At 71.5% G+C, this 19606-nt stretch carries 14 protein-coding genes; 3 read left to right on the forward strand and 11 right to left on the reverse strand.

Translation table 11 applies throughout. The features are described from left to right. Positions 1-34 precede the first annotated feature (34 nt). Positions 35-577, forward strand: coding sequence for a sigma-70 family RNA polymerase sigma factor (locus tag BOSE127_RS17490; RefSeq protein ID WP_052481708.1), 543 nt, complete (start codon positions 35-37; stop codon positions 575-577). 146 nt (positions 578-723) lie between these two features. Here the strand turns inward: BOSE127_RS17490 and BOSE127_RS08305 are convergent, their stop codons facing one another. The 8 genes from BOSE127_RS08305 to BOSE127_RS08340 all read right to left on the reverse strand — a co-directional run bounded on the left by BOSE127_RS08305 (position 724) and on the right by BOSE127_RS08340 (position 15915). Continuing rightward, the gene (locus BOSE127_RS08305) at positions 724-1818 is read right to left on the reverse strand and encodes an SGNH/GDSL hydrolase family protein (protein ID WP_159556862.1); all 1095 of its coding nucleotides are present in this window, start codon (positions 1816-1818) and stop codon (positions 724-726) included. Between the two features lie 150 nt (positions 1819-1968). Then, on the reverse strand, positions 1969-2775 hold the full coding sequence (locus tag BOSE127_RS08310; RefSeq protein WP_159556864.1) for a 4'-phosphopantetheinyl transferase family protein: 807 nt from the start codon (positions 2773-2775) through the stop codon (positions 1969-1971). Then, positions 2772-3569 carry an ABC transporter permease gene (locus tag BOSE127_RS08315; RefSeq protein ID WP_017888437.1) on the reverse strand — a complete coding sequence of 266 codons (798 nt, stop codon included), beginning with the start codon at positions 3567-3569 and terminating at the stop codon, positions 2772-2774. The genes BOSE127_RS08310 and BOSE127_RS08315 overlap by 4 nt, the downstream gene beginning before the upstream one ends. Beyond that, on the reverse strand, positions 3566-4582 hold the full coding sequence (locus tag BOSE127_RS08320) for a daunorubicin resistance protein DrrA family ABC transporter ATP-binding protein (RefSeq protein ID WP_017888436.1): 1017 nt from the start codon (positions 4580-4582) through the stop codon (positions 3566-3568). The genes BOSE127_RS08315 and BOSE127_RS08320 overlap by 4 nt, the downstream gene beginning before the upstream one ends. Next, positions 4579-4788 (reverse strand): MbtH family protein, encoded by a 210-nt coding sequence (locus BOSE127_RS08325; protein ID WP_017888435.1) that lies wholly within the window; start codon positions 4786-4788, stop codon positions 4579-4581. The genes BOSE127_RS08320 and BOSE127_RS08325 overlap by 4 nt, the downstream gene beginning before the upstream one ends. Then, positions 4785-15278: a non-ribosomal peptide synthetase gene (locus BOSE127_RS08330; protein ID WP_159556866.1), complete on the reverse strand. Its 10494-nt coding sequence runs from the start codon at positions 15276-15278 to the stop codon at positions 4785-4787. The genes BOSE127_RS08325 and BOSE127_RS08330 overlap by 4 nt, the downstream gene beginning before the upstream one ends. 76 nt (positions 15279-15354) lie before the next feature. Beyond that, positions 15355-15567 carry a hypothetical protein gene (locus BOSE127_RS08335; RefSeq protein WP_139179817.1) on the reverse strand — a complete coding sequence of 71 codons (213 nt, stop codon included), beginning with the start codon at positions 15565-15567 and terminating at the stop codon, positions 15355-15357. 84 nt (positions 15568-15651) lie between these two features. Next, entirely contained in the window at positions 15652-15915 is a 264-nt protein-coding gene (locus tag BOSE127_RS08340; protein WP_042538212.1) for a hypothetical protein, read from the reverse strand. An 80-nt stretch (positions 15916-15995) separates the two neighbouring features. Here BOSE127_RS08340 and BOSE127_RS08345 point away from each other — a divergent pair, with 80 nt between their 5' ends. Together BOSE127_RS08345 and BOSE127_RS08350 are read left to right on the forward strand one after the other, a co-directional pair. Continuing rightward, the gene (locus BOSE127_RS08345; protein ID WP_031260402.1) at positions 15996-16568 is read left to right on the forward strand and encodes an ArsR/SmtB family transcription factor; all 573 of its coding nucleotides are present in this window, start codon (positions 15996-15998) and stop codon (positions 16566-16568) included. After that, positions 16553-17812: an MFS transporter gene (locus BOSE127_RS08350; protein WP_159556868.1), complete on the forward strand. Its 1260-nt coding sequence runs from the start codon at positions 16553-16555 to the stop codon at positions 17810-17812. Before BOSE127_RS08345 ends, BOSE127_RS08350 begins: the two co-directional genes overlap by 16 nt. 208 nt (positions 17813-18020) lie before the next feature. On the opposite strand, the gene BOSE127_RS08355 is transcribed toward BOSE127_RS08350, so the two are convergent. The 3 genes from BOSE127_RS08355 to BOSE127_RS08365 all read right to left on the reverse strand — a co-directional run bounded on the left by BOSE127_RS08355 (position 18021) and on the right by BOSE127_RS08365 (position 19587). Next, positions 18021-18491 (reverse strand): hypothetical protein, encoded by a 471-nt coding sequence (locus BOSE127_RS08355; protein WP_042538216.1) that lies wholly within the window; start codon positions 18489-18491, stop codon positions 18021-18023. Between the two features lie 189 nt (positions 18492-18680). Further along, the gene (locus BOSE127_RS08360) at positions 18681-18986 is read right to left on the reverse strand and encodes a hypothetical protein (protein ID WP_139179816.1); all 306 of its coding nucleotides are present in this window, start codon (positions 18984-18986) and stop codon (positions 18681-18683) included. A gap of 67 nt (positions 18987-19053) precedes the next feature. Continuing rightward, the gene (locus tag BOSE127_RS08365) at positions 19054-19587 is read right to left on the reverse strand and encodes a hypothetical protein (protein ID WP_056070413.1); all 534 of its coding nucleotides are present in this window, start codon (positions 19585-19587) and stop codon (positions 19054-19056) included. Between the last annotated feature and the right edge of the window lie 19 nt (positions 19588-19606).

Below are 19606 nucleotides of genomic sequence, written 5' to 3' on the forward strand. Positions count from 1 at the left end.
AACGATCTACGTTGAAGCAACGCAAGGGGGCAACATGTGTCGAACACACAGTGCCGATCAGTCCGAACCCGCCGCCTTCATCGCTGCGTACCAGCAGCACGCTCCGGGACTGCGACGGTTCGTGGGGACGGTCATCGTCGACCGACACCTCGCGGAGGACGTCGTGCACGAAGCGTTCCTCGAGTTCTGGCAGCACCCGGATCGGTACGATCCGGACCGAGCCGATCTGCAGTCGTGGTTGCGCACCGTGGCGCATCGTCGGGCGATCGACCGGATCCGCAGTCTCGAAGCCCTGCGGAAACGCGAGCTCCGCATCGGCACTCGTGACCACCACAGCGTCGACCGCGACGACGACCAGCGCGACGCGTTGTTCCTCCGCCCCACCCTGCGCATCGCTCTGGCTGACCTCTCGGACAAACAGCGGGACGCTGTGGTGTTGCGGTACTTCGGCGAACGGAGCACCGCAGAAGTCGCCAGTCAGCTCGGCATCACCGTCGGGACGGCCAAGACCCGTGTCCGCGACGGCCTGAGCGCTCTTCGAGCGCACCGACTGATCGCTGCCACGCGGGCGGCCTGAAGACCGACCGCCACCCGTGCTGACGGTCAGGAGGGCACGGAAGCTGCATCCAGCAGACGGACGGGAGGCCCGGTGCCAGCTGGCACCGTTCCTCCCGTCCGTCTCGTGGTCGCGTCAGCGACGCGACCAGATCCGCCGTCGGAGTGTCAGCGCGATCCGACGATCGCGGCCTTGGTCTGGTCACGCAGGTACGCGATGCCGGCAGCGTTCGGGTGGAGTGCGCCGAACAGGATGGAGTACTTCGTCCCGGCCAGCGGGGTGCTGTCCGCAGCGGTACCGCGATCGGTCAGGGTGAGTCCCGACATCCATGCCGAGCCCGACGCAGCGCAGGGGGTGTGCGCAGCAGAGCCCTGGAGCGTCGAGACGTAGGTGAACCCACGAGCCTTCGCCGCAGCCTTGACCGCTCCGTCGAGCGCGTTCTGGGTGCGGTGGAAGTAAGCGGTGTCGGTCGGGGTGAAGGGGAACGCGTTCTGCGGGAACGGCGGCTCGAGTCCGGAGTCACCGAGGAGGCTCGAGAAGCATCCCTTCGGGGCCTGCGCCGTGCCGGGCGCGAGCATCGGGTAGCCGACGACGAACACCTTCGCCTGCGGCGCGCGCTGCGCGATCACGCGGAACGTCTGCGCGAGCCGAGGTGCCACGACGGTGCGGACGCGCGCTGCGAGACGGTCCCGCTCGACCCCGTGCACGACCGGTGCGTAGTAGTCCTTGCAGTGGTTGTAGGTCTTCCCGTGGATCTCCGCGAACACCGGGCCGGCCTTGTCCAGCGCGACGCAGTTCGCGATGACTCCGGCGAACCCCAGGTCGTTCCCGCCGATCGACACCGTGACGACGTCCGTGTTCTTGGACAGCGCATCGGCCTGGACGGGCGCAGTGGCGCTTCCGGCTCCGGTCTTCTGCGCGACCCGGGAGATGTTGCCGGTGGTGGCACCGGCGCAGGCGCGGTCGTCGAGCTGGAGTCCCAGCGACGCTGCGACCTGGTGCGGGTAGTCGGTGGTGGACTGGAAGCAGCCGGCCGCCGGACCCGAGCTGTAGGGGGCGACGCCGAAGCCGCCCGCGTACGAGTCGCCGAGGGCCACGTAGTCCCCACCGCTGGCGGCGGCCACGGACTGGGTGGGCGCCGTACCGTCGGCGTTGGCCGCGGAGACGGGCCCGGCTGCCCCGACAGCGAGCGCTGCCGCCGTGAGGACACCGCTGGTGATCAGCAGCGCGTTGGTCCGGCGGAGGCGAGGAGCGTGACGCATGGAGCAGGTTCCTTCCAGAGGGCCTATTCGACAGACGATCGTCTGACAAGTAGACGGTAGGTCGGTACGACGCCCCGCGCCATGAGAGGACGACCAGGGGCGGACGGGAGGCCCGGTGCCAGCTTGCACCGTCCCTCCAGGCCCGGCTGCTCACGCTGTCGCTGCAGCGACGCTGGCTGCCGTGTCGCGGCGGACGTCCGGCTGCACCGGTTCGGCCCCCTGTCGGTCCATCCTCCAGGGGCGGATCGGGGTCGGGTGCGCCGCCGCGATCGAGGCAGCCGCCCGGCGACCGGCGTCGATGGTGACGGTCCACGCCGTCGCGAGCCGAGGGTCGGCTGACTGTGCCACGGGGCGCCATCCGAGGAGGGGAGCTGCCGTCGTGACGCCGGCCGATGCCGCGGCGACGCGGAGCCCCGACGGTTCGCCGCGCAAGCCGACACCGACTGACTTGAGGAGTGCCTCCTTGTCGGTCCACACCTGGACCCGGTGGACGAGGCCATCGCGTCCGGTCGGCATCGCCGCCCGCTCTGACGGGTGCAGCGCGTAGTCGTCGAACCCGTCCCACAGGGTCTCGGGGTACTCCTCGACGTCGACCCCGAGCCGAGCCGCGTCATCGCCGACAGCAACGAGCACCAGTCGTCCAGAGGTCGAGGTGGACGCGGAGGACCCAGCGATACGAGGGCGACCGTGCGGCGCGCTGCAGTGCTCGCAGGTCCGGTCCACCGGGACGGACGCGGCGTCGGACCACGAACGGCCCTGCACGGCGCAGGCCAGGAACCGGAGCGCGAGTCGCCCGGCGAGGGTCCGCCGTCGATCCAGGTCTGCTCGCCTGCTGTCGGCAGCGGCACGATCGGCTGCGCTGACGAGCGAGGCAGCACCCGCGCCGCCCGTCGATCCGAGCAGGCGATCCCCGGTGGCGAGGACGTCGTCGACGGTGGTCAGCAGGAGATGGATCACCGCTTGCTGATGCGTCGGTACTGCACGACGGCGATGGGTGCGAAGACAGCGATGATGGCGACGCAGCACAAGGACGCGTAGAGCAGCGCGTTGTCGGCCGGCCATCCGTGCCCGACGGCGAACCCGGACGGCGGTTCGTTCCCGAAGCCCCGCCGCACCGCGGTGGCGACGGCGGTGACGGGGTTCCACTCGGCGACCACCCGGAGCGGACCGGGGAGCATGTCGGCGGACACGAACGCTCCGGAGACGAAGCACACGGGGAACAGCCAGAGCAGGCCGAGGGACTGTGCGACCTCGACGCTGCGAGCGGTCAGCGCGATGAACGCCCCGATCCAGGACGTCGCGAACGCGAAGAGCAGCAGCAGCCCGAACGTCAGCACCACGGACCCGATGTCGGAGTGCACACGCCAGCCGATCACCAGGCCGCACGCGATCACGACGACGATCGAGATGGCGTTCGTCATGAGGTCCGAGGTCGTGCGCCCGAGGATGACCCCGACCCGCGACATCGGCAGGGCCCGGAACCGGTCGATGAGGCCCGTCTGCAGGTCCTTCGCCAGGTACACGGCGGTGAAGGACGAGTTGAAGGTCAGCGTCTGCGCGAGGACACCGCCGATGAGGAACTCGCGGTAGTCGTCTCCGCCGAGTGCGTCGGCGAACACGAACCCGAGGATGAGCACGAAGATGATGGGCTGCGCGACACCGGTCACCAGCGCCCCGGGCGTTCGGCGGACGCCGAGCATGTTCCGTCGGGCGATGACCCGGCCGTCGCGGAGGACGCTCGCGATGCTCATCGGCTCGCCTCCGTCGGTCCCCCGGCGATCACCGGGTCGGGCTCGGAGGACCTCGCCCCCACCGCTGCGACGGGCGCGTCCGGATCAGCTGGCGTCCCGGTCAGCTGCAGGAAGACCTCGTCGAGCGTCGGCTGCCGGAGTGCCGCTTCGGACGTCTCGAGCCCGACGGCTCGGAGTGCGCCGACGACGTCGAGGAGATCACTGCTGCCTCCGCCGGCACCGACGGTGAGGCGACCCACTCGCCTGTCGACGGCGGGTTCGTGACCCACCCGACGGACAGCGTCCACGGCAAGGTCGATGTCGCTGCCGGGGGCGAGCACGATGTCGAGCCGTGCTCCGCCGGTCTGGGCCTTGAGTTGCGCGGCCGTGCCCTCTGCGATGATGCGTCCTCCGTCGATGACCGCGATGGAGTCAGCAAGCTGGTCGGCTTCCTCGAGGTACTGGGTGGTGAGGAGCACGGTGGTCCCGCCTGATGCCAGCGACTCGATCGCGTCCCAGGTGTCGCGACGACCGCGGGGGTCCAGCCCGGTGGTCGGTTCGTCGAGGATGACGACCGGGGGCCGGGCGACGATCGCCCCGGCCAGGTCGAGCCGGCGGCGCATCCCCCCCGAGTACGTGCCCGCACGTTTGTCGTCGGGGACGTCGTCGAGGCGGAACTCCCGGAGGAGCTCACGTGCTCGAGCCTTCGCGTCCTTCCGACGCATGCCGTACAGCTCGCCGACCATCGTCAGGTTCTCGAAACCGGTGAGCTTCTCGTCGACCGCTGCGTACTGGCCGGACACGCCGAGACGTTGTCGCACAGCGTGGCCTTCGGTCAACACCGATCGTCCGGCGACGAAGGCGTCGCCGGAGTCGGGCTGCAGCAGCGTCGTGAGGACGCGCACGGTCGTCGTCTTGCCGGCGCCGTTGGGCCCGAGGAGCCCTTGCACCGTGCCCTCGGGCACCTCGAGTTCGACGCCGTCGAGCGCCTGGTGGGTCCCGAACCGCTTCGTGATCCCTCGTACGGAGATCACGACGCGACGCGGGTGCTCTCGAAGGACGGTGTGATGTCGTGCCAGTGCTCCGACACGTAGTCGGTGCACGCCGTCTTGACGGCGGGACCGAACACGGCGACCCACCCTCGAGGAACGTCGGCGAACTCGGGCCAGAGCGAGTGCTGTCCGGCTTCGTTCACGAGCACCCGGAAGGTGCCGTCCTGATCGTCGAACGGGTTCGTCACGGTCGATGCTCCTCTGGGTCAGCTGCAGGGGTGTTCCTACCTGGGTCTTCGGAGCCGGCGCCGAGTCGGTTCGCTCTGCGTGCGTCGGTGTGTCGGACGTTCTCGAGGAGGTGGTCGAGCACCGGTGCGACGTCGTCGAGTGCCCGGTCGGTGAGCATGTCCTGGTGACGGGCTCCCACGGAACTCGACGTCACCGTCCCGGTGACGAACTGCTCCCACACCGCGGGCGCCGGACGGTTCGCGGGGACGTCCTCGGTCGCGGCGAACACGTGGAGATCACCGTGGACGACGGGGACCGGAGCGTCGTCGAGGAGCTCCCCGAGCCGGCGGAACCGCCGCACCATGCGGTCGACGACGTGCCCCGGAACGTCGGCCAGCGGGTTGCCAGCCTCAGCGAGGAGGGAGAGCACCCGTTCGCCGTCGAGGTGGCCAGCAGGAGGCGTCACACCGTTCGCGTCGAGGAAACCGCGCCACATGTCATCGGTGTCGGCCACACCGTCGAACGCTGATGCTTCGGTCGGGTACGCGTCGAGCACCGCGAGGAGCGCCACCTCTTCGCCCTCGGCCTGCAGCCGCGCCGCGATGTGGTGCGCAAGCCGGCCGCCGAACGAGTACCCGGTGAGCAGGTAGGGGCCGTGGGGTTGCTCGCCGCGGATGGCGGTGACGTACTCGGTGAGCAGCTCGTCCAACGATCCGGCCGTCGCGGGTTCCGGACGGTCCGGCGCGATCCCGGGCATCTGGACGCCGAGGATCGGTCGGGTCGTGGCCAGACGAGCGACGAACGTGGAGAACTTCCACGCGACGCCGCTCGCAGGGTGCACCGCGAACACGGGGGCACCCTGCCCGGTGGGCCGGAGGGGCAGGATCGTCCGGAGCGACTCCGCCACGTCCGCACCGCCGGACTCGACCAAGGCGGCGAGTCCGGCCACGGTCGGCGCTTGGAAGAGCGCCTGCACGGGCAGGTCCGCGTCGAGGGCTTCGTTGACCGCCTGGATCGTCGGCTGCGCGACGAACGAGTGACCGCCCAGCGCGAAGAAGGAATCGTCGGCGCGGACGCCGTCGACACCGAGTGTCGCGGCGAGCGCCGCGGCGATCGCGAGTTCCGCGGGTCCGCTCGGAGCCGCCCCGGCACCGCCACCGATCCGGAGCTCGGGGAGTGCCCGCACGTCGACCTTCCCGTTCGGCGTCAGCGGGACGGCGTCGATCGCCGCGATCCCAGCGGGCACCATGTAGTCGGGTACACGGGAGCGGAGACGGTCGGACAGTGCGGTGAGGAACGCATCGGAGGCGACTCCGTCCGTCACGACCCAGGCGCCGAGTTCCGTGCCACGTGCGGTGTCGACCGGACGGACCACGGCGTGCGTGACGCCGCCGGCACCGCGCAGGACCGCCTCGACCTCGCCGGGTTCGACACGGTGGCCACGGATCTTCACCTGCCCGTCACTGCGGCCCAGGGAGACGACGCCGGGACGCTCGTCCCCGTCGGCGTCTCGTCGGACGACGAGGTCACCGGTCCGGTACATCCGCGATCCGTCCGAGGCGAAGGGGTCGGCCACGAACCGCTCGGCGCTCGAGCCGGGCCGGCCGCGGTAGCCGTGCGCCAGCTGCTCGCCCGCCAGCCACAGCTCACCGACGCTGCCGACCGGGGTCGGGCGCAGGCGGGAGTCGAGGACGTACCCGACGGTGTCGACCGTCGTCGCGCCGAGTACCGGGGCGGGGCTGTCGGCCACCCTCGCCACCATGGAGTCGACGCCGACCTCGGTCGGACCGTACAGGTTCCACGCTGCGACGGCCGGCCGGTCGCGCAGCCACGACCAGAGACCTGCGTCGAGCGGTTCGCCACCGAGCAGGAGCACGAACGGGTCGGCCTCGTCGCGGTCATCGAACAGCGCTTCGAGCTCCGTCTGGCCGGCGAGGGCGGTGACGTAGCTCGGCGTGGTCTCCCACGCGCTGATCCGACGCTCGGCGAGGAGCGCGACGAGGGCCTGGGGGTCGCGCCGGGTGGAGTCGTCGACGACGTGCACCTCGTGGCCTGCCGCGAGCCAGACTACGGGGTCCATCGCCGCGTCGAACCCGACGCCGGTGGTGTGCGCGACGCGGACGCGTCGTTCCTCGGGGTCGGGCAGCAGCGTCGCACGGTGGCTCGACAACAGCGCGGCCAGCGCGCGGTGCGGCACCTGCACGGCCTTCGGCTCGCCCGTCGTACCGGACGTGAACACCAGGTAGGCGGGGTCGTCGAGCCGCGGCGGCTCGACGCGCGCCGGCACGGCGGGCCCCGATGCCGCATCGTCGTCGATCCGGAGCAGCCGGTCCGACGGCACGCCCGCGTCGGACGCTGCGAGGGTCGCCACGTCCGCAGGTGTGGCGTCCGTCGTCCCGCCGCCGACGCCGTGGTGCAGCACCAGACGCACGTCGGCGCTCCGCAGCATCGTGGCGATCCGGTCGCGGGGCAGCTCGACGTCGATCGGAGCGGCGACCGCGCCGGCGCGCCACGCCGCGAGGAGCGCGGCGACGGTGTCGACGCCACGGCCCAGGGGCAGCGCGACGACGTCGCCGCGTCGGAGCCCGGCGGCGATCATCCGGGCCGCGATCCCGTCGACGCGAGCGTCGAGTTCCGCCGTGGTGAGCGAGACGCCTCCGGCCACGACGGCGGGTGCGGTCGGGCGGGCGGCGACGGAGTCGGCGAACGCCTCGAGGATCGACTGCTGCCGGTGGTCGGTCGCGGCCGGCCAGGCATCGAGGCGCCCGGTGCCGGCCTGCACGGGGACGTCGAGGAGCGGCCGCCGGGGGGCGGTGGCCGCTGCTGCCAGGAACGCCGTCCACCGTTCGACGAACCCTCGCGCCGCGCGATCGCTGAACATCGACGCGTCGTACTCCAGGACGCCGTCGACCTCTCCCGAGGAACGCGGGCGCAGGACGAACGACAGGTCGACCTTGGCTGCTCCGGTGCTGTCGGGCTCGAGTCGGTCGGTCGTCACGCCGGGCAGCGAGATCGAGACCCCGCTGTCCTCCTCCACCGAGAGCATGGTCTGGAAGAGCGGGTGTCGTCCGAGTCGACGTTCGGGGGCCATCGCCTCGACGATGCGCTCGAACGGCACCGACTCGTGCTCGATGGCGTGGAGTGTTGCGGCTCGGGCCCGTTCGATGGTCGCGACCAGGTCCGGTGCGTCGGTCATCCCGATGCGCAGCGGCAACGTGTTCACGAAGAAGCCCACGAGGTCAGCGGTGTCCGGGTCGGACCGCCCGGCGGACGGTGATCCGATCACCACGTCGTCACCGGCACCGATGCGGTGCAGGTAGCCGGCGAGCCCGGCGAGCCACGCGTGGAAGCTGCTGGCCTGCGCCTGTCCGGCAGCGGCGTGCACCGCGGAGACGACGTCCTCGGGCAGTGTGAATCGCAGTTGCCGGGCAGCTCGGGTCGCCGACTCCGGCCGACGTCCGTCAGCAGGCAGGGCGAGCTCGTCCGGGATGCCGGCGAGCTGCTCGACCCACGCCGACAACGACGCGTCGTGCCGTCCACCGTCGGATTCCAGGAGGGCGCGCTGCATCCGCGCGAAGTCGGCGTACTGCACCTCGAGCGGACGCTGCGCACGCGCCGTGCTCCCGGTCCGCGCGGCGTACGCGGTGGCGATGTCGCGCGCCAGCGGGCCGAGCGAGGCCCCGTCCGTGGCGATGTGGTGGATCAACAGGTCGAGACGCCACTGCTGGTCTCCCGTCGCCACGAGCCCGGCCCGGACAGGCAGGTCCACCGTGAGGTCGAAGCCCGCTGAGGTGTCGACCGCGGCGCTGGTGACGATGCCCGGCACCACGTCGTGGATGCGCTGGACCGGCTGACCGTCGACTTCCGGGTACGTCGTCCGGAGGATCTCGTGCCGGACGACCACGTCGTCGACGGCGTCGGCGAACGCGTCCGTGTCGAGATCGCCGCGGAACGTCGCCTGCAACAGCACGGAGTAGTCGGTGGAGGTGGGGTCGAGCCGGTTGAGGAACCACAGCCGCGCCTGGTTCGGCGACAGCGGCAGCTGCTCGCCTTCCCGTCGCGGGTGCTGCGCGGCCCACGCGCGGAGCGCCGGGTCGGTCTGCCGGTCGCCCTGCTGGGTGGCGGCTCCCGCGGATCCGACCGCGGCGAGGAGACCTGCCGGGGTGGGGGCGTCGAAGATGCTGCGGAGGGGCAGCGTGGCACCGAGTTCGTCCCGGACGCGCCCGATCAGCCCGACCGCGAGCAGCGAGTGTCCACCGAGCGCGAAGAAGTCGTCGTGCATGCCGACGTCGCGCACACCGAGCACTTCGCCGAACACCCGCGACATCGTCCGCTCGTCGTCGCTCACGGGCTGGCCGTCGCCGCCGGTCGAGGTCGGTTCGGGCAGCGCGGCGGTGTCCACCTTGCCGTTGGGGGTCAGCGGGATCGCGTCGACGACGGCGATGGCCGAGGGGACCATGTAGTCGGGGAGATCGGCGGCGACGGACCGGCGGACACCCTGTTCGTCGACGGTCCCGACGACCCACGCGACGAGCCGTGCGGTGTCCGGTCCGCCGGGCACGACGACACGAGCAACGGCAGCCTCGACGCCGTCGATCCGTTCGAGGGCCTGGGTGACGTCGGCCAGCTCGATCCGGTACCCGCGGAGCTTGACCTGGTCGTCGTCACGGCGGAGGAAGTCGAGTTCCCCGGTGACGCGGCGACGCACGACGTCGCCGGTGCGGTACATACGGGTGCCGTCTCCCTGGGGGTCGGCGACGAAGCGGCTGGCGGTCTCGGCGGACCGTCCGCGGTAGCCGTGCGCGAGGGAGCTGCCCGACAGGTAGAGCTCTCCCTCGACTCCGGGCGGCACCGGCTGCAGGAAGTCGTCCAGGACGCGGGCCGTCACGTTCGCGATCGGCCGTCCGATGGTGACGGCGCCGGGCTCGATCCGCGCGACGACGGCGTCGACCGTGCTCTCGCTCGGTCCGTAGAGGTTCCAACCGTCGATGTGGTCGGCTGCGGCGACCTCGTTCCAGAAGTCCGCGGGGACGGCTTCTCCGCCCACCGCGACGGTCAGGTGACCGTCGTGCTCCGCGACGGCGTCGAAGAGTCCGACCGCGGCCAGCTGACGGGCGTACGACGGCGTGGTCTCGATCACGTCGATGCCGTGCTCGACCACGTCTCGAACGACCGTCTCCGCGTTCGTCCGGGTGGCGTCGTCGGCCACCTCGAGCGTCGTGCCGGCGACGAGCCAGACGATCGGGTCCCACGCCGCGTCGAAGCCGAGCCCGGACAGGTGCAGCATCCGCGGGGCTCGACCACCGACGCGGTCGCGGACCGGACGGATCATCGCGTCCTCGTGCTGCGCGAGCACGTTGGCGAGTGCCGCGTGGGACACCTGCACGCCCTTCGGCGTCCCGGTGGTCCCCGACGTGTAGACCAGGTAGGCGACGTCCTCCGGTGCAGGGGCGACCGGAGCTGCGGCGTCGCCGACGTCACGGTTGAGCGCCGAGGGAGCGACGACCTGCACGGGCACCCCTGCCTCGTCGGCGACCGACCAGGTGCCCTCCGCGTCGTGGGCGACCACGACGGTCGGTTCCGCCCCGGCGAGGATCTGACCGATGCGCGCGTCCGGGTAGGCGACGTCGATCGGCACCGCCACCGCACCGGCCCGGAGGACGCCGAGCACCACCGCGATCGCGTCGGAACTGCGCCGGAGCGCGACGGCGACGCGGTCACCCCGACGCACGCCGAGGCGCGCCAGGTTGGTCGCGACCGCGGTCGTCTGTGCTGCCAGGTCGGCGAAGGACACCGTCCCGGCGGTGTCGACGAGTGCGTCTGCGTCGGGCGAGCTCGCAACCGTGGTGTCGAGGCGGTCGAGCACGGTCCCCGTCACGACGAACGTCCGGCCACGCGACTGGTGGTCGAGTTCGAGGGCGGTCTCAGCGTCCACGTTCGGGATGTCGGACAGGCGACGGTGCGGACCCTCGACGAAGGCGGTGAGCACGCGGTCGAGCGCGTCGCGGAGCCGCGTGACGGTCGTCTCGTCGAACAGTGTCGCGTCGTACCCGAACGTGACGACGAGTCCACCGTCGTCACCACCGGGGGTCGTCACGTCGAGGAGCAGGTCCGTCTTCACCCCGGCACTGGTGGACTGGGCGGGAACCGTCACCGCGACGTCGCCGAGATCGAGGGCCGCCGGCCGGGTGTTCTGCAGTGTCAGCATCACCTGGAACACCGGGTGACGACCGACCGACCGGGGTGGCCGGACGGCGTCGACGACAGCATCGAACGGGACGTCCTGGTGGGCGTACGCCGCGGAGTTGCCCGATCGGATCCGTTCGAGCAGGTCCTCGACGCTCGGATCACCGTCGAGCGAGGTGCGGAGCGCGACGGTGTTGACGAAGAAGCCGACCAGGTCGTCGAGCTGCGCGTCCGTCCGTCCGGCGACCGGGGTCCCGATGACGACGTCCTCACCCGCGCCGTGCTGCTGGAGCACGGCGGCGACGGCTGCGTGCAGCACGATGAACAGACTGGTGCGGTGGTCCCCGGCGAAGCGGCGGAGCTCGGCGTGCCGCGCGGGGTCGAGGGTCAGCTCCACCGCACCGACGGCCTGTCGGACGGTTCCGTCGTCGACGGAACGTGCGCGGTTCCGGGGCAGGGAGATCTCGTCCGGCGCGCCCGCGAGTGCCATCCGCCAGAACGCCAGCTGCTGGGCGAGTTCGCTCGAGGGGTCCTCGGCGTCGCCGAGCTGTTCCCGCTGCCACAGTGTGAAGTCGGCGTAGTCGACCGGCAGCGGCAGCCACGCTGGTTCGGTCCCGGCGACACGGGCCGCGTACGCGGTCCCGAGGTCGCGGGCGAAGGGTGCGAGCGACCACCCGTCCGACGCGATGTGGTGCATCGTCGCGACGAGCACGTGGTGGTCGTCGTCGATGCGGAGCAGCACCGCGCGGAGTGGCGTCTCGCTCGTGACGTCGAACCCACGCGTCGCCTCGGCGCGGACGACGTCGTCGATGCGGTGCTCGGGGACCGTGACCGTCAGGAACGGCGGTTCGGCGGCAGCACCCTCGAGGACCTGCTGCACCGGCCCGTCGCCCACGAACGGGACGATCGTCCGGAGCGGCTCGTGCCGCATCGCGACGTCCACGAACGCTGCGCGCAGGGCCTCGGCGGACAAGGGACCGTCGAGGCGGAGCACGACGGGGATGTTGTAGGCGGCGGAGTCCGGTTCGAGGCGGTTCAGGAACCACAGTCGCCGCTGCGTGAGCGACAACGGCATCGTGTCCGGGCGCGTCCTCCGTGCCAGGCGGGCTGCGCGATCGGTCGGCGTGCCCGTGTCGAGTGCTCCGACGAGAGCAGCCACGGTCGGCCGTTCGAACACGTCCCGCACGGTGATCGTCCGGTCGAACTGTTCCGACAGACGCGCGGCGAGCCGGGTTGCCAGCAGGGAGTGGCCGCCCGCTGCGAAGAAGTCGTCGTCGATCCCGACCGCGGAGACCCCGAGGACCTCGGCGAACACCGCAGCGGCGACGCGCTCGTCGTCGTTCCGTGGCGGCAGCACCGTGCCGGAACCCGACAGCTCGGGCGCTGGCAGCGCGCGACGATCGAGCTTGCCGTTCGGCGTCACGGGCATCTCGCGGAGGGCGACGACGACCGAGGGGACCATGTAGTCGGGGACGTCGGAGCGCATGCCCTCCCGGACCGCCGCCGGGAGGTTCCCGAGGTCGCCGTCGGAGGTGACGTAGCCGACGATGCGACTGGCAGGACCCTCGCCCAGCACGACGGCCGCTGCGAGGTCCACCCCGGGGTGGCGGATCATCGCGGCCTCGACCTCGGCGAGCTCCACGCGGTAGCCACGGATCTTGACCTGGTCGTCGATGCGTCCCACGAACCGCAGGGACCCGTCACGGCGACGACGGACCACGTCTCCCGTGCGGTACATGCGGGAACCGTCGGCGGAGAACGGATCAGCCACGAACCGCTCGGCGCTGAGCCCGGGCTGTCCCACGTAGCCCTCTGCCACGTTCGCCCCGGCGAGGTAGAGCTCGCCGACGGCGCGGTCGGGTACCGGTGTGAGGGCAGCGTCGAGGATGTAGTGCCGCGTGTTCCGCACTGACGAGCCGATGTGCGGCGGGCGTCCCGGTTCCAGCACTGCGGTGAGACTGTCCACCGTGGCCTCGGTGGGGCCGTAGAGGTTGATGGCGTGCACGTCGTCGCGGTGGGCCAGTGCGTCCCACAGGGCCGGGCCGACCGCTTCGCCGCCGACGGCGATCTCCGTGGGGTGGACATCGGCGTCGAGCATGCCCGCGGCGAGCAGTGCCTCCGCGAAGGACGGGGTGGTCTCGATGGCGTCGATCCGGTGGCGGACGAAGTACTCGACGAGTCGCTCGGGGTCACGACGCACGTCGTCGGCGACGACGTGCAGCTCATGTCCGGCGAAGAGCCAGAGCAGCGGATCCCACGCCGCGTCGAACGACAGGCCAGCGGTGTGCGCGACGCGGAGCGGCCGGCCGAGCCGCGCTTCGGCCGGGTCGAACATCTCGGCCCGGTGGTGCTGGAACAGGTTCCGCAGGGCGGCCCGGTTCACGCCGACGCCCTTCGGGCGCCCGGTGCTCCCGGAGGTGAAGACGATGTAGGCGAGCGCGTCCGGGGCGATCGCTGGCAGAGCACTCGGGTCGTCCGTCCGGCGTCGCCACACCGTGGTGTCGGCGTCGACAGGGAGCGAGGGAACCTGCCAGGAGGCGCCGGCGGCCCGGTCACGGACGAGCTGCGCGCTGCTCGTGAGGACCAGCGTCGGACTCGCGTCCTCGATCATCCCGGCGACCCGGTCGGTCGGGTACTCCGGGTCGAGCGGGACGTAGACCGCGCCGGCGCGCAGCACGGCGAGGACGAGCATCGGCAGGAGAGCACTGCGCTCGATGCGGACGGCCACCCGGCTCCCGGGAACCACGCCTTCGCGGATCAGGTGGTGCGCGAGTCGTGTCGCGTCGGCGTCGAGCGCCGCGAACGTCGTCGTGCCGTCCTCGGCGACGACGGCGAGGTCGTCCGGGCGTCGACGGGCGACGTCGGCGAACGCCTCCATGACCGGTTCCGGGTCGAGGGTGACGGTCTCCCCGGCGCCTTGGCCGAGGAGGAGCGGGACCTCGTCCTCGTCGAGGATCGTCGCGCCCGTGACGGTGAGACCCTCGGGGCAGCCGACCACACGGTCGACGAACGCGAGAAACCGGTCCGCGTGCTCGGCGAGACTCGCCGTCGTGTGGAGCTCGGCGTCGCCTTCGAGCTGCAGGGTTGCGGTGGCAGCGTCGCTCGACAGCCCCGACAGGACGATGGAGAGGTCGTGGACCGGACCCGTCGAGAGGATGTTCACCGCGCCGACGGCGTCGCCGAAGCGGATCTCGTCGATGACGGGCAACAGGTTCACCGAAGGCCCAGCATGCCGAGGTGCCCCGGCGAGGGACTCGACGCGGAAACGCTGGTGTCCGACCGCGCTCCGGACGACGTCGCCAGCATGGGCGATGACGTCCGAGATCTCGGCGTTCGCGGGGACGTCGATCCGCAGCGGCAGGATGTTCGAGAGCATGGACGGGGTGCTCTTCGCCACTCTTCCCCGTCGGGCGGTGACCGGGAGGCCGAGCGCGACACGCTCCTCCCCCGTGATCTTCGCCATGTACAGGGCGACGATGGCGACGACGGTCTTGGGGAGGTCCCGGCCGAGTGCCGTGAGGCGTGCAGCACGCGCGTCGTCGAGGGGCACGGCGACCCGCACGATGGAGCTCGCTGCCGACCTCGCGGTGCCCTCGAGGCCGGCGACCGTTGCGTCGTCGTCCAGTGCGCTGCGCCAGTAGGCCTCGTCGGCGTCACGCTGCGCGGATGCTTCGTACTCGGCGATGTCACGGTGGAGGTCGTCCAACCCGGGAAGCACCGACGGCTGCCGGGCGGCGAGGTGTGCGCGGGGCTCGGCAGCGACGTCGAGGCCCCGGCTCGACGGTGCGGGCTGAGAAAGACGCGTGTACACCTCGGCCATGTACCGCAGCGCGATGACCGCCGAGTAGCCGTCGAGCAGCAGGTGGTGCACCCGTTGGAAGAGCAGCGACCGGGTGTCCGTGATCTGGAACAGGACCGCGCCGAACAGGTCGTCACCCTGCAGATCGCGCGGGGTCTCCATCGCCCGGTCCATGGACGCCATCGCCTCGGAGAGCGCCGCCTCCGGATCGAGGTGACGCAGATCGACGACCTGCACGACGTCGTCGGTCGGACGCGGACGGACGATGACCCCGTAGGGACCGTCCGCGTCCGACCGGACGCGCATGGACAGCGCGTCGAGGTCGGCGACCACCGTGTTCAGCGCGATCCGGACGAGCCGCTGGTCGAGCGCGCCCCGGAGGTCGAGGTACTGCCCGATCTGGTACGTCGCGTTCGACGGGTCCAGCTGCTGGGCGTACCAGATGCCTCGTTGCGCGGAGGTCAACGGGACGCGGATGCCGGCCTCCTGCTCGTCCCGGTCGCCATGGTGGTGCTTGCTCGTCACAGAGAGACTCTTCCTGTCGGGACGCGGCCGCTACCGGGCCGGATCGCGGTTCCGCTGGTTCCGGTTCCTCTGGGCGCTACTGGAACTGACCGATGCGGAGCGAGTCGAGGATCCCGCCGATGTCGATGAGCGGGCCCTGGACGAGGGGGCCCTGGATGAGTGCCGGGGACGTCGCGTTCGTGGAGGTGTCTTCGGCGGCGTTCGCAGCGGTCGCGTTCGTTGCGAGACCGCCGAGCGTCAGCGCCACGGCGATGGTCGCGGTGCTCAGGATGCGGGTGTTCTTCTTCACGGGAAGCTCCTCGTCGACTGTCGGCGGCCGGACTTCGGCCACCGTGGAGTCGTTCGGGGCCACCGTGGTGACCGGTTTGGTCGTTCACACGGTGTTCAGATCGCTCCGCTCGTGCGACCCACTGTGCGGACGCCCGTACTCGCGCCACCCGCCCTGGCCGTAGGTGTCGTAGGCCGCCGTCGACGCGACCGTCGCCCCTGCCCCGTCCGTCTGGACGAAGTACGGGGTCGGATCGCCCTCGGTCGTCCGCCGCACCCAGGCGAGTGACGCCACGTTGCCGGCTCCGCTCGCGTCCGTCAGGCACTGCAGACTCTCAGCCGGGAGCGCGCCGTCGGTCTCGAGCTCCACGTCGCCGCAATCCTCACGGTTCGGGAACGGATACGCCCCGGGAAACTCCACAACACTCCTTGTGCATGTAGGGTCGCACCATGATTGCAGGACGGATCGACGACCCCGCCCAGATGCGCGCCCTGGCCCACCCGACGCGCCTGCGCATCCTCGGCCTGTTGCGGGCAAACGGCCCGCAGACCGCCGCGACGCTGGGCGACGTCATCGACGAGGCTCCGGGCACGATCAGCTACCACTGCACCAGACTCGCGGCTGCAGGCTTCATCGAACCCGCTCCGGACGCCGGCACGGACCGCCGCGAGCGCTGGTGGCGAGCCGCGCACGAGGCCTCCGTGTGGGAGCTCGCCGACGCGCTCGACGACCCGGAGCGGTTGCTCGCCACGAACGCCCTCGACCACGCGGTCGCCCGTGTGTACGCGGCGAACTACGAGGCCTTCGTCGACCACGCGCCGACGTTCGGCCGCGAGTGGGTGGCGGCGTCCTCGAGCACCGACCGAGTGCTCCGGCTCACGGCGGCTGAACTCCAGGACATGGGCGAGGAACTCCGTCAGGTCGTCGACCGCTGGGCCGATGTCGCCGCCGAGCACAGCGCCGACGACGGTTCCGAGCAGGTCTTCGTGCTGAACCAGGCGTACCGATGGCCGCGCAGCTGAGCCCCCGCGCACAACTGCGCGCGCTGCTGGCGGTGCAGGTGGTGTCACGGATCGGGAACGTCGTCACCACCATCACCGTGCCGTTCGCCGTCCTGGCGCGCGGCGGTTCCGCCACCGACGTCGGCATCGCCGCGTTCATGGCGACGGTCCCGATCGTGCTCGGCGGCCCGTTCGGTGGTGCCCTCGTGGAGCGGGTGGGCTTCGTCCGCTCAAGCGTCGCCTCCGACCTCATCAGTGGGCTCACGCTGCTCGCGATGCCGGTGCTCGCCTGGACCGTCGGGCTGCCGTTCTGGGCACTCCTCGCGCTCGTCTTCGTCAGCGGCCTGTTCGACACCCCCGGCGAGTCCGCGCGACGGGTGCTCCTGCCGGGGCTGGCGACGACGGCGGGGGTGCCGCTGGAACGCGCCGTCGGCCACTTCGAGGCGTCGTCACGGCTGTCGGTGCTGATCGGCGCCCCGCTCGGCGGGACCCTGGTCGCCGTCACGGGTCCGATGCCGGGCCTCGCCTGCGTGGCGATCGCTTTCGGGGCAGCCGCGCTGCTGATGGCGGTCACGGTCCGTGGCGCAGCGGCACCGGTCGAATCCGCCGAGCCGGTGGCGTCGCAGGGGTACTGGCGTGACATCGCCGACGGGTTCCGGTTCTGCGTCCGCGACCCCCTGTTCCGGCTCGTGGTCGCGCTGGTGCTCGTGACGAACCTGCTCGACGCCGCACGCTCGACCACGCTCCTGCCGCTCTACGCCGACCAGCGGCTCGGCGGCGCGCAGGCGCTCGGGCTCGTCACCGGCGTCTTCGGGGGTGCGGCGTTCCTCGGCTCCGTCGCCTTCGGGTACGTGGCGCACCGCGTGCCGCGACGGGTGGTCTTCGCCCTGTGCTTCGTCCTCGCCGGTGGGCCGTCACTGGTCGTTCCGGCGCTCGGGCTCGGCCTGCCGTGGATGCTCGCGTCCGCCGCACTCTCAGGGCTCGCGGCCGGTTCGATCAACCCGATCCTCGGAGCCGTCGAGCTCGAGCGGATCCCGGAGCACATGCGCGCGCGGGTGTTCGGCCTGCTCGGTGCCGGCGCGTGGGCGGGCATCCCCGTCGGCGGCCTGCTCGCCGGGCTCGCTGCCGACGGAGTGGGGGTCGAGGCCACCTTCGCCGTCGTCGCGGTCGTGTACACCGTCGTGACGCTCACGCCGCTGCTCGGCGGATCGTGGCGGCTCATGGAACGCCGCTCGATCACCGTGCCAGCGGGTTCGACGGCATGACGCCGGGGCGCCCGAGCTGCCGCCGGGCTGCGATCGTGGCCGGACAGCGGCTGCTGGTCGCTCGTGTTCGTACAGCCGCTGCCGGGCGTGCGCGCGGCCGAACTGCCGACGACGCTGGGCCCCGCGCCGTTCGTCAGACTGCCCGGCACGCTGGGGGATCCCCGCGTCGTCACCCTGACGTCCGAGGTCCGGAGCGACCTCCACGTGGTCAGTGGCTGTCGGTCATCCCGCTGCTGACGTACGAGGAGTCCACCGTGTCGTCGGTGAGCGTGCAGTTGTAGACGGCGTACGGATCGGTGTGCCCGTCGTCGAAGGTGAAGGGGTAGACGAGCTGGTAGGTCCCGTCGCTGCCCGGGTACCCCGACGGGTCGTCCGTGAAGGTCAGGGTGACCCCGGCGTCCGCGGCCCCCTTGCTGCACTCGTCGTAGATGTGCTGCGCGAGCGCCGACGTCCCGGGGGCCTTCGACGGGGACGTTGGCGGAGTCGACGGAGTCTGGTCGTCCGTGGTCGCGGCGTCCGTCGCGGTCGGGGACGGGGACGGGAGCGGGGTCTTGTCCCCGGTCATCGCCGTGGTGGCGGACGGCGCCGGAGTCGGGGTGCTCGCAGCACAACCGCTGAGGGCGGCGACCACGACGCAGGCAGCCACCGCGGTGAGGCTGACGCGGGTTCGTGTGTTCATCGGTTCTCTCCTTCGGTGGGAGCAGGGTCGCTCACTGAGAGATGTCGTGCGACGGCCGATCCTGACACGGTGTCGGCCGGGTCAGCCGGTACCGGCGCACCGCGCCAGCGGGGCGACGGCCGTGCCGGGAGGGACGGTGCCAGCTGGCACCGGGCCTCCCGTCCGCCCTGTGGTCGCGTCGAAGACGCGTCAGCCTTCCCAGGGCCAGTACGTCTGGCAGGTCTCGGGGCTGCCGTTCGTCGAGTTGCACACCTGCACCGGGCCCCAGAGTGCGACGGCGACGAACGCCACCTGTAGCACCAACATGCCCAGGCCGACGATGAACAGGGCGCGGACGCGGCGACGGTCGTCGCGGACGCCGGTCAGCAGCGAGCCGAAGGCGGCGAGCAGCCCGCCGGCCGGGACCACGAGTCCGAGGACGACGGTCACGGTCATCAGGAGCGCGAATTCGCCTCGGGTCGCGCCGAAGCGTCGACCGGTCTGCACTGCAGTCACGGAAGTGAGCTTATTGGCCTTCGGGCCACGCCGATGCGCCCACTTCGGGCGGGCCGCCGACCGCGGTTCAGCCGCCGCTGCGCTCCCGGCGGCGCACCCGCAGCGTGCCGATCCCCTGCACGATGCACAGGACGCCGCTCGCGACGACGATGACCCCGGTCACGATCCGGCCGACGGAGAACCCGCCGAACAGCAGTGGGGCGACCGCGACAGCGATGAAGATCGCGCCCATCACGATGACGACGACCGGGTTCTGGGCGACGAAGAACCGGCGGCCACCGTTCGCCTCGGCGATGGCGCGGTCACGCGCACGTGGGACGGCGTCGGGGGACCGACCCGCGCGACGATCTGCACGCCGTCGACGGCTGCGCAGGACCAACCACACCGCCGCACCGATGACGACGGCCGCTCCGATCGCGATCCACTCGACGAGCTGGAAGAACCCGAAGACGAGCAGCAGGACGAACCCGACCACGACGCCCGCGAACATGTCCGTGGTCATCCGGTCGGTCCGGCCGTCGACGCTCGTGACGTAGCCGGGGCGACGTTCGTACGGATCGTGCTCGTCCACCGCCGGTCCGTCGGCGCGTTCGGTTCCCATGCACCGAACGTACCGACGG

Origin of the sequence: Curtobacterium sp. 8I-2, assembly GCF_902506155.1 — a bacterium.
GTDB classification, from domain to species: domain Bacteria; phylum Actinomycetota; class Actinomycetes; order Actinomycetales; family Microbacteriaceae; genus Curtobacterium; species Curtobacterium poinsettiae.

Excerpts from the sequence above, each read along its gene's own strand:
- BOSE127_RS17490 (WP_052481708.1), top strand. The coding sequence starts at position 35 with ATGTGTCGAACACACAGTGCCGATCAGTCCGAACCCGCCGCCTTCATC.
- BOSE127_RS08305 (WP_159556862.1), bottom strand. The coding sequence starts at position 1,818 with ATGCGTCACGCTCCTCGCCTCCGCCGGACCAACGCGCTGCTGATCACC.
- BOSE127_RS08315 (WP_017888437.1), bottom strand. The coding sequence starts at position 3,569 with ATGAGCATCGCGAGCGTCCTCCGCGACGGCCGGGTCATCGCCCGACGG.
- BOSE127_RS08345 (WP_031260402.1), top strand. The coding sequence starts at position 15,996 with ATGATTGCAGGACGGATCGACGACCCCGCCCAGATGCGCGCCCTGGCC.
- BOSE127_RS08350 (WP_159556868.1), top strand. The coding sequence starts at position 16,553 with ATGGCCGCGCAGCTGAGCCCCCGCGCACAACTGCGCGCGCTGCTGGCG.
- BOSE127_RS08355 (WP_042538216.1), bottom strand. The coding sequence starts at position 18,491 with ATGAACACACGAACCCGCGTCAGCCTCACCGCGGTGGCTGCCTGCGTC.
- BOSE127_RS08365 (WP_056070413.1), bottom strand. The coding sequence starts at position 19,587 with ATGGGAACCGAACGCGCCGACGGACCGGCGGTGGACGAGCACGATCCG.